The organism is Steroidobacter sp., from assembly GCF_016790065.1.
Taxonomy (GTDB): Bacteria; Pseudomonadota; Gammaproteobacteria; order Steroidobacterales; family Steroidobacteraceae; genus Steroidobacter.
Window position 1 is genome coordinate 1 of record NZ_JAEUPY010000788.1, and the last position, 7713, is coordinate 7713.

At 60.9% G+C, this 7713-nt stretch carries 6 protein-coding genes; all 6 read right to left on the bottom strand.

Annotation, left to right across the window (positions count from 1 at the left end):
- The coding region (locus JNL55_RS31905; protein ID WP_293864181.1) for a TonB-dependent siderophore receptor at positions 1–1644 on the bottom strand (1644 nt) is incomplete at its 3' end.
- Between the two features lie 85 nt (positions 1645–1729).
- Positions 1730–2788 carry a FecR family protein gene (locus tag JNL55_RS31910; RefSeq protein ID WP_293864184.1) on the bottom strand — a complete coding sequence of 353 codons (1059 nt, stop codon included), beginning with the start codon at positions 2786–2788 and terminating at the stop codon, positions 1730–1732.
- A gap of 8 nt (positions 2789–2796) precedes the next feature.
- Positions 2797–3300 (bottom strand): RNA polymerase sigma factor, encoded by a 504-nt coding sequence (locus JNL55_RS31915; RefSeq protein ID WP_293864187.1) that lies wholly within the window; start codon positions 3298–3300, stop codon positions 2797–2799.
- Positions 3301–3437: 137 nt separating this feature from the next.
- Complete coding sequence (locus JNL55_RS31920; protein WP_293864190.1) at positions 3438–4934, bottom strand: serine hydrolase domain-containing protein; 1497 nt, start codon at positions 4932–4934, stop codon at positions 3438–3440.
- Positions 4935–5009: 75 nt separating this feature from the next.
- On the bottom strand, positions 5010–6551 hold the full coding sequence (locus tag JNL55_RS31925; protein WP_293864193.1) for an N-acyl-D-amino-acid deacylase family protein: 1542 nt from the start codon (positions 6549–6551) through the stop codon (positions 5010–5012).
- A 38-nt stretch (positions 6552–6589) separates the two neighbouring features.
- The coding region (locus JNL55_RS31930; protein ID WP_293864196.1) for a serine hydrolase domain-containing protein at positions 6590–7713 on the bottom strand (1124 nt) is incomplete at its 5' end.

Genomic DNA, 7713 nt, shown 5'->3' on the forward strand with positions numbered 1-7713 from the left:
TCGATAGCTCTGCTCTTCCTGTTCGTAATTCGTATAGCGACCGCCAATGGTCAAGCGCAGCGGATCGGCGAGCTGCAACCCCAAAGTCGCGTAGCCGCCGTACTGCACCTGACCGTACACCGGGCTGATGCGATTGGTGAACGCGGCTGGATTCAGCACGCGGTTCGGCCTTGGCAACAGCGACGGATTGAAGTTGAACACATCCACCGTCGGGCCGTTCACGAACGGATAACCCATCATGTAGAAAAATCGCGCGCCGCCACCGTCGGACTTGGAGTAGTCCCCGCCGACCGCGAACTTGTGCTCACGGCCGAACAGCTCGAACGAGCCTTTCAAATGCAAATCAACAGCCGCGCGCTCCGACGGCGTGTCGTTGGCCCAGCTGGTGAACGATGCACCGGTCAAAGTCACCGGATTGATCGCGCCTTTGACGTACGCGGTCAGCGATTCGCTTTGCTGATCCTGATACGTGACGTTCATGGCCAGCGCCAGGTTGTCGCGAATGTCGTAGTCGAGCTTGGCGAACACTTCCTTGGTCGTGGTCTCGGAGAAGCCCCAGTCCGGCACCAGACTGCGAGTGCGCGACAAGTGCAGATCGCGGCCGTCCGCATAGCGCGGCACGCCACCATACCAATAGCCATTGTCCCGGCGATTCTCATAAACGCCACCGACGGAAACGACGATGTCGGAGCCGATATCGTTCTCCAACACGCCATAGACCATTTTCTTGTTGGAGTCGGCGCGATCCCAGAAATATTCTTTGTCTTCGAACACGCCGACAGCACGGCCACGCATCTGGCCATCGCGCGCCAGCGAGCCGGTCGCGTCAAGTTCAAGGCGATAATTGTTCCAGCTACCAGCCGACGCCGTAACGTTCAAGGCCGGTGAACGCAGTGCTCGCTTGCGGACCAGGTTGATCACGCCGCCCGGATCGCCAGCGCCGCTGAACATGCCGTCCACGCCGCGAAGTACTTCGATTCGTTCGAACATCGCCGAGTCCGGCGAAGAGAAGTTGCCGAAGCCTGCAGTGATAGGAGCGCCGCCGTCGAGCTGAGTCACATCTACACGATAACCGCGAGCGTAGTACCAAGACTGCACGGGATCGTAGGGACGCACCGTGATGCCGGTGGCCTGTTGCATGGCTTCGGTGACGGTGGTGAGGTTCTGCGCTTCGATGCGCTCGCGAGTCACGATGGTCACGGACTTCGGCGTCTCACGCAGCGACTGGCCCGTCTTCGAGCCGACGGTCAGCGGCGTATCCAACGTGCCGAACACATTGACCGTCTCCAACAACTCATCGACGTTCCGACTCTGCGGCGCAAGGCCGGAGCGCGCGATGGTCACGGTTCGTTCGTTGATGAATTCGTAAGTGAGCCCGGTGTCACGCAGAATCTCACGCAGCGCTTCTTCGACCGAACGACCTGCAGCCGCGCCCTGCGAAGTGATGCCAGCCGCCAGATCTGCGCTGTAGACGAACTGCAAGCCAGAGATTTTGGCCAGCGAATCGAGCGCATCCGCCAACGGCTGGCGCGGCAGCGCTTGCGACAACTGCTGCGATTGAGCCAAGCTCGCTTGAGGCAACGCCCACGCTACCGCAGCGGCTAGCGTCAGTTTGGCAAGGCGGCCTGCATCTAGATGTTTCATCCTGCTCCTCCCCTTAGGTCGTATCGCACGACTTTTGTTTGATATTTCCTAAGAGGGCGAGCAGCGCAGAACCGGGCACCTCGATTTATGGCTTGCTCAACACCATTGCGCCGGAAGCAGCATCGCGTGAGCGCACCAAGCCGTGATAGCGCTCCAGATAAACCAGCAACGATTCAACGTCGTTGACCGAGAACGAGCCGTTGATGCGCAACGTTGCCAGCTGCGGATCGGCGATCCGAATGGGCCGGGTCTGATAACGATTCAATTCGTCGATCACATCGGTCAAGGTGCTTTCTCGGAACACCACTTTACGATCGGCCCAGGCCAGCACCTGCTCCAATGACGGCCCGCCGCCCGACTGGATCTGACCGCCTTGCTCGACGGTAGCGCGCTCGCCCGCGGCCAGTTGGGTTTTGGCTTGCGGCACCTCGGTCTGCACGACGCCGCGCACTTCCACCTTGCCTTCGAGCACGGCGACAGCAGTGCCCGTAGCAAGGGTTCGCACATTGAACTCGGTGCCGACTGCACGCACCGTGGCCTGCGGGGTCACGACGAGAAACGGCCGCTGCGCGTCTTTGGCAACCTGGAACAGCGCCTCACCCTGCCGCAACTCGATACGACGCTCCTTCTCCGCAAAGCGAACCCGAATGCGCGAATCGGTGTTCAAGCGAACCACTGAGCCATCGTCCAGCATCAGGGTGCGTTGTTCGCCAACGACGGTGACGATGGCTTGTCGCTGTTGCCACCAATGTCCGGCCAGCGATACGCCGAGCGCGATCACCGCCACAGCCGCGGCGGCGGCAACTCGCACTGACCACCGACTCCGGCGTCGGTCGGTCCTTAGCTCGTGCTCAGCCAGCGGACTAGAGCGCTTTGGTAGCTGCACGACGTTAGGCTCACCCGCATCGGCTCGCGCTTCTTCGATCAATCGATCCAACGGCAAAACGTCCGCCGACACGGCAGACATTTCGCCCCAAGCACGCGTGACCGCAAGAAACTCACGCAGATGTCCCGGCGAACGCAACAGCCATTGAGTGAACTCTTCACGCACACCGGCATCGTCGTTCGATTCCTGCAGCAGCACGAACCAGTCGGCCGCTTCGGCGGCGATCTGCTCCTGGTGAGAAAGTCGAGAACGTTCCATCGGTCCCCCTAGAGACAATCGTCCAAGTGGCGCCGGCAATGCCGCAGCCCACTGGCAAGGTATTTTTTGACCATGCTGGAAGAGATGCCGAGGCGCTCGGCGATCTCGTCGTAGGTCATGCCGTCGCGACGGTGCATGACCAGCACCGCACGGCACTTTGGTGATAAGCCCTTCAACACTTGGGTGACACGCTCGCTGACCACGCTCGAGTCGGCGTCGCTGTCGCCAGCCTCACTGTCCACGCCCACTTCGTCCGCCCAGCGTTTCAGGCCATCGACCTCGGCCCGGCGTTTCAGCTGGAACTCGTGCGCCAGATTGGCCGCGACTCGATAGACATAGGAGCGCGGATCGCAAATCACGTCTTTGCGATTCAGGCGTAACAGACGGACATAGGCTTCCTGCGCCAGGTCGCGGGCATCCGCTTCAGTGCGGACCCGCCGGGTCAGGAAGCGCAGCAGGTCATCGCCCCACTGGGCGAAAATCCCGCTGACGAAAGCATCGGGCTTACTCAAGGATCACGTGCCGCCTCGGTGGCCAAGGGACCTGGCGTGTCACGCACGCCGCCTCCAGTTAAGAGTCCCGCGGCGGCAAAATCGGGCACCTGAGTTTTGTCAGGCCACGGGCTGGCTCCGTGCCAGCCCTGACCCTATCACAAGGCCGACGGTCCGCTCACCCGCTGCAACTGGAGCCAGTGAGCCAGCGTACTGCGCTGACGCAGGCCGCCGGAGATCTTGTTGGCCATGGCGGTGCCGGCCAGTTCGTTGTCTTTGAGCTGCAACGACAAGGACACGACGTAGTCGTAGCGGTCCGTGTCGGGCGTGCCGACGCGTGCCGCCAGCTGGCCTTGGAATACGCCGTCGGCAAACGCCGGATCGTTGATCAAGGCAATGGGCTGTTGACCGACTCTCCCGTGCACTTCACCGTTCGGCATGAAGTTCAACGTGACCGATTGCTCGCCGGTGTAAGTGGCCAAGGTGCCTCGCCACTGCCCCAGCAAGCTGGGCGGAACGTCGAAAGCAACGCGAGGCTCGACCGGAGCGGGCCAGGTAAACGAATCCTGATAGTGCCAACCGGGCACGAACTTGGCGATCGCTCGGTCCAGCACTCGGGTCGGCAACTTCGCACTCTGATTACACAGCACCACGATGGCGAGCTTGCGGTCCGGGAACATCGTCAGGTTGGCAGTGACGCCGGGGCTGCCGCCTCCATGCATCACCATGTGATGGCCTTGTTCGTCCTTCACGAAGAAGCCGAGCCCGTAATAATAGTGGTCGCGGATACGAACGCTGGGGCGGTGCATTTGCTCCAGGCTGCTCTTGGACAGGATGGCCTTCTGGTCTTTCAGCGGCGTTTGCAGATGAAACATTCCGAAGCGCAGCAGGTCGTGAGCGCTCGAGTACATCGCGCCGGCACCTGGAGCATCTGTTTCGAAGTACGGGATGGGAGCACCGTCCTGGGCGAAGTAGCGCATGGCTGCGAAGTCTTCCATGCCTTTGCCGATGTGCAGTGACGAATGCGTCATGCCCAGTGGCAGGAACACGGATCGTCGCAAGTAGTCCGCGAAGTTCTCTCCGGAGCTGCGTTCGACGATGTAGTCAAGCGTGCCGAAGCCCAGGTTGGAGTATTTGTACGTTTCTCCCGGCACCGTGAACAGGTTGCCATAGCGCAGGAGGGTCTCGTCGCGCGAGGGCTGCCGATAGGGTTCATCGAAATAGAAGAACTGCAGGTGGGTGGGCAAGCCAGAGGTGTGGTTCAACAGCTGACGCACGGTGGCATCGTTCGCATTGCCGATGTAACTGTGCAGCTTGACGTTGCCGAGGTAGTTGTTGACGGGCGCGTCGAGCTGCACTTTGCCCTGCTCTACCAGGGTCATCAGCGCCGTCGCCGTCATCGACTTGGAGACTGAGGCCAGCAGATACATCGAGTGCTCGGTGGCCGGAATCCGCCGCTCCTTGTCGGCCCAGCCGAAGCCTTCCTGCCAGACGATCTTGCCGTTCTGGGCTACCGCCACCGCGATCGAAGGCACTGAGTCGGAGACCAGCCCGGCACGGATGTACTCACGGATATCGTCGTAACGGTCAGCGGCGCTGGCCGTCAAACAACACAACGAGCCCAGCGCAGCGGCCACGTAACGAAGCAATGACATGGACAACCTCAACTAAAGCCGACTGTCGCAAGATCTGTGATGCGGCCGGCGCCGAACGGCGAGCGGCCGCAGTGTTCATGACTTGGTCGGTGTCGGATCCCGGCGAATCGGCTTGCCGGGGAACTTGCCGTTGCTGTGCCCTTGCTCGAACACCGGTTGGCCGTTCACCCACACACGCTCGATACCCACCGACAGCGCGCCTGGCTCAGCACGAGTGGCGCGATCGGTAACCGTCGCGGGATCGAGCAGCACCAGATCAGCGAACGCGCCGGCCTTGATGACGCCGCGGCCTTCCAAGCCGACATGCTCGGCAGCGAGTCCACTCATCTTATGAATGGCCTGCTCCAACGTAAGCAGCTTCTGCTCTCGAACATACATCCGCAGCACCCGAGTGAATGCCCCGGCGCCGCGAGGATGAGCACCGCCGATGCTGCCGTCCGAACAGATATTGTTATGAGGCCAAGCGATGAACTTCGCGACGTCATCTTCGCGCATGCTGGTCCCGTTGACGGACACTTCACTTTTCACCTTCTGCATCTCACGAAGCAGATCCATCACCACCACCGCGGGCTCAACGTTGCGCTCTGTCGCAATCTGCGCCACGGTTTTGCCGACCACTGAAGGATCAGCCTTGTTGCCCGTGATGGTGATGCCATCCGGCGGTGCCAGACTGCGAAGAACGAAATCCACCGTGGCACGGTTGTCGAAGTCCCGTTCCGGGAACAACACAGACAACCAGGAGTGCCAGAAATCGTACGGGTACACGTCACCCGTAATCTTCACACCTTCGGCCCGCGCGCGATCCATCATGTTGATGAAGCGATCCGCTTGGCCCCACCAATCGGTCATCGCGAGTTTCATGTGCGAGACTTGGACGTGAGCACCGGTGACGCGGCCCAGCTCGATCACCTCTTCCAGCGCCTTCCATACGTCACGGTCTTCGCTCCGCATGTGGCTGATGTAGCGACCGCCGAACTTCGCAGCCTCCGCGGTGAGCGCTACGACCTCTGAACGGTCCGCGTAGATGCCTGGATCATATTCGAGCCCAGTCGATAGCCCGAGCGCTCCGAGCTTCATCGAAGCAGCGACCAACTCTCGCATGCGGTCGACTTCCGCCGCCGTGGCGACACGTTTGAAATCGTCGCCCATGACTTGCTTGCGCACGCTGCCATGACCAATGTAGCTCGCCGTATTGACGGCGATGGGCTCAGCGTCGAGCTCCTTGAATAGCGTGTCGACCGGAATCGACGATCCGCCGTCCTGACCGACGATAATGGTCGTCACGCCCTGCGACACCGCCGGCTCGACCGTCCGATGCTTGGACACACCCCGGTCATGATGGCTATGGGTATCGATGAACCCAGGCGCGAGCACCAGGCCGTGCGCGTCGACGACCTGCTCACCCTTCTTCGGCTTCAGCTTGCCGACGGCGACGATGCGATCGCCTTCGATGCGCACGGCCGCTGACGGCTGCGCCTTGGCACCGGTGCCGTCCACCAACATTGCGTTGGTGATCAACACTGAGCTGCTGGCCTCCTTCGCCTGCACCGAGCTGGCAAGAAGCGCTGTCGCGAGCACCAACTTCAATGCCGACGACACGATCCGATTGATTTTCATGTTTTGTCTCTGACAGCGCCCAGTCCAACCCAACGAATTCAAAAGACGGTAGTCGTCCAGCTCTCCACCGGACGCACTATCAATCGCGCGATCTTACCGCTCGGCGTCAGCATGAACGTCACGTCTGCGACACCGGCTGCAAAGCGGCCACGGTACCGATACAGCTGATCGTCCCCGACCGCCTCATAGTCGAACAACCGCAACTCCTGCAGCTTACCCAACGGCGCACGCGCCTTCTGATAAGGTGCAAGGGTCCGCTCCAACAATCCGGGCGAATCGAACAACGCCTGCTCTTTCGCAGGAATCTGATTTTCGGCAACGATCTGCTTCAACCGCTGAGTCACCTTCGGATCACGATCCGAGATGGGCGCACCCGGCGGTGCAACGAGCTTGGCGTTATAGAATCCCGCCGCAGCTTTCAGCACTTCCGTCGGGCTGCTGCCACGAAAGTTTTGTAGCACCACTACCGCCGTGTTGGTCTCCAAGAACCGAGCGTAGTCCGTCGTGAAGCCTTGCCAGCCGCCGCTGTGATGTTGCGACTCGTGACCGGCCACGCGATCCAGGAACCAACCGAAGCCATACGGATAGGTCTTACCGCTGTTCAGCCGCGCCGGCTCGAATACCGCGGCCCACGACTCAGGCTTCAGAATCTTGCGTGCATTGACGCCAGCTTCCCATTTCGCGAAATCCAGAATGGTCAGCTGCAAAGCGCCGTCACCGGTCGAGTTGCCGGTCGGTGCCACCCAATCGTGATGCACGACTTTGCCGTTGGCATCCAACTGATAGCCCGCAGCTCGATTCGGCACGACGTTGCGATCGTCGATGACACTGGCGGTGTGCATGCCGAGCGGCCCGAACACGCGCTTCTTCAATACGTCGCCATAGAACTCGCCGCCGACCTTCTTCACCAACAAGCCGAGCAACGCATAACCGGTGTTGCTGTAACTCATCCGCTCGCCCGGCACGAACTCCAGCTTCGAGGTGTAGAAGATCTGGAACAGTTCATCGTCCGTATAGTCCTTGCGCAGATCGAAAGCCGGCGTGCGCGACAGCCCGGAGGTGTGACGTAACAAATGTCGCGGCGTGATCGGCGCCCAAGTGGCCGGCGAGTCCGGCAGATAAGTGCGAATGGATTCGTCCAACTTCAGCTTGCCATCCTCGA

Excerpts from the sequence above, each read along its gene's own strand:
- JNL55_RS31910 (WP_293864184.1), bottom strand. The coding sequence starts at position 2,788 with ATGGAACGTTCTCGACTTTCTCACCAGGAGCAGATCGCCGCCGAAGCG.
- JNL55_RS31920 (WP_293864190.1), bottom strand. The coding sequence starts at position 4,934 with ATGTCATTGCTTCGTTACGTGGCCGCTGCGCTGGGCTCGTTGTGTTGT.
- JNL55_RS31925 (WP_293864193.1), bottom strand. The coding sequence starts at position 6,551 with ATGAAAATCAATCGGATCGTGTCGTCGGCATTGAAGTTGGTGCTCGCG.